Annotated in this window: 2 protein-coding genes; both read right to left on the bottom strand. The window is 74.2% G+C overall.

Going from position 1 to position 2,591, the window contains the following annotated elements; translation table 11 throughout:
- Positions 1-1,460 (bottom strand): UDP-N-acetylmuramate--L-alanine ligase (murC, locus tag CQZ88_RS12185; protein WP_102799803.1); only part of this gene is annotated, 1,460 nt, incomplete at its 3' end.
- Positions 1,457-2,590 carry an undecaprenyldiphospho-muramoylpentapeptide beta-N-acetylglucosaminyltransferase gene (murG, locus tag CQZ88_RS12180; RefSeq protein WP_206531273.1) on the bottom strand — a complete coding sequence of 378 codons (1,134 nt, stop codon included), beginning with the start codon at positions 2,588-2,590 and terminating at the stop codon, positions 1,457-1,459. The genes murC and murG, both read right to left, overlap by 4 nt.
- Position 2,591 lies beyond the last annotated feature (1 nt).

Genomic DNA, 2,591 nt, shown 5'->3' with positions numbered 1-2,591 from the left:
AGGATCTGGCGCCCGAGCATGGTCACGTCGCCGGCGCCCATGGTGATCACGACGTCGCCGGGACGGCTCAGCCGCGCGACCTGCCGCGGCACGAGGGACAGATCCGGCTGGTAATGCACGGGCTTGGACACCGATCGCGCGACGAGGGCTCCGCTCACGCCCGGCCGGGGCTCCTCCCGCGCACCGTAGACGTCCAGCACCACGACCTCGTCGGCGAGGTCGAGGGCCGCACCGAACTCGGTGGCGAAGGTCTCGGTGCGCGAGTACAGGTGCGGCTGGAAGACGACGATCACGCGGGGTCGTTCGGTGCCGGTCTCGGTGTAGCGGACCGGTTCGCCGGCGACCAGTTCCGCGGCCGCGGCGAGGACGGCGCGGACCTCGGTGGGATGGTGGGCGTAGTCGTCGAACACCCGCACGCCGTGCTCGCGGCCGCTGTACTGGAATCGCCGGTGCACGCCCCCGAAGCCGGCCAGGCCCTCGACGGCCTCCTCGACCTGGGCGCCCGCCTCGAGGGAGGCGAGCAGTGCGGCGAGCGCGTTGAGGGCCATGTGCCGGCCGGGGACGGACAACCGCACCGTGCGCGGCGCCGCCTCGTCGGCGAGGTGGAACTCGGCGACTCCCCCGACGTCCTTGGCCTCCCAGTTGAGCAGCCGCACGCCGACCGGCACGCCGTCCACCTCGGCGCGGTCGCCCACCACTGCCGCCGTGCCGTATCCGGTGATCCGCAGGTCGTCGGCGCGACGGGCCGTCGCCCGCCGCGCCAGGGCGGCCGAGCCGGGGTCGTCGAGGCACGCCACGAGCAGCCCGCCGGGGGCGATGCGGTCGACGAACTCGTCGAACACCCGCACGTATGCCTCTTCCGTGCCGAAGAAGTCGAGGTGGTCCGCCTCGATGTTGGTCACGATCACCACGTCGGGGTCGTACTGCAGCAGCGAGCCGTCGCTCTCGTCGGCCTCGGCGACGAACACGTCGCCGCTGCCGTGGTGCGCGTTGGTGCCGGACTCGTTGAGCTCGCCGCCCACCGCGAAGGACGGGTCGAAGCCGCAGTGCTGCAGCGTCACCACCAGCATCGACGTCGTCGATGTCTTGCCGTGCGTGCCGGCGACCAGGAAGGTGCGGTGCCCGCGCATCAGGGCCGCCAGCACCGCCGGGCGCAGCAGGACGGGAACGCCGCGTTCCCGGGCGGCGACCAGCTCGGGGTTGTCCTGGGGGATCGCGGCGTGGGTCGTCACCACGGCGGTGGGGCCGCCCTCGAGCAGATCCAGCGCGCTCGCGTCGTGTCCGATGCGCACCGAGGCCCCCCGCGCGCGCAACGCCAGCACGCCGCGGCTCTCCTTGGCGTCCGATCCGGAGACCTTCCCGCCGCGAGCGAGCAGGATCCGGGCGATGCCGGACATCCCGGCCCCGCCGATACCCACCATGTGCACCCGCTCGAGCTGCGGGGGCAGCTGCTCGCTCATCGATCACTCCTGTTCGCTTCCACGCCTGCGACGTCCAGCACGATCCGCGCCACCTCGGCGGCGGCGCTGCGGTGGCCCGCCCCTGCCGCACGCCGTCCCATCTCGGTCAGGCGGGCTGCGTCGCGCAGCAGGGGGATCACCGCATCGGCCACGAACGCCGGCGTCAGTTCCTCGTCCGCCACGATCATTCCACCTCCCGCCGCCACCACCGGCCGGGCATTGAGTTCCTGCTCCCCGTTGCCGTGCGGCAGCGGCACGTACACCGCCGGCAGGCCGACCGCGGACACCTCGGCGACGGTCATCGCCCCGGAGCGGCAGATCACCGCGTCGGCGGCGGAGTACGCCAGGTCCATCCGGGTCAGGTAGGGCACGGCGACGTAGGGATACCGGTCGTGCTCGGGACGTGCGGGCACGTCGAGGGTGTTCTTCGGGCCGTGGGCGTGCAGCACGGCGATGCCCGCCGCGGCGAGCGGACCGGCGGCTCCCGAGACGGCCTCGTTGAGCGAACGGGCGCCCTGCGAGCCACCGAACACCAGCAGCACCGGCCCCTCCGGGGGGAGCCCGAAGTGCGCCCGCGCCTGCGCCCGCAGCGCCGCCCGGTCCAGCCCGGTGATCGACGACCGGACCGGGATGCCGACGATTTCGGCGTCGCCGCGGCGCACGATCCCCGAACCCGGGACGGCGGCCAGGACACGCTCGGCGCGCAGGGCCCCGATCTTGTTGGCGATGCCGGCGCGGGCATTGGCCTCGTGCACGACGACGGGGATGCGGCGCCGGCGGCGCAGCGGTCCGGCACCGGCGGCCAGGTAGGCGGGCAGCGCCACGTAGCCCCCGAATCCGACGACGACGTCGGCGTGGGTGTGGTCGAGCACCTCGCGGGTCCGGCGGACCGAGGCGAGGACCCGCGCCGGCAGCTTGGCCAGGTCGGCGGTGAGCTTGCGGGGCAGCGGCACCGGCGGGATCAGCTCGAGTGGATACCCGCGCTGCGGCACGAGGGTGGTCTCGAGCCCCCGCTCGGTGCCCAGCGCGGTGATCGTCGCCGTCGGCACCAGCCGGCGGATCGCGTCGGCGACCGCGAGGGCCGGCTCGATGTGCCCGGCGGTGCCACCCCCGGCCACCACCACGGACAGG

This window comes from Rhodococcus sp. ENV425, assembly GCF_002887785.1.
In the GTDB taxonomy this organism is placed as follows: domain Bacteria; phylum Actinomycetota; class Actinomycetes; order Mycobacteriales; family Mycobacteriaceae; genus Rhodococcus; species Rhodococcus aetherivorans.
The sequence above is the reverse complement of the archived record's forward strand: the minus strand, read 5'-3'. Positions and strand labels throughout refer to the sequence as shown.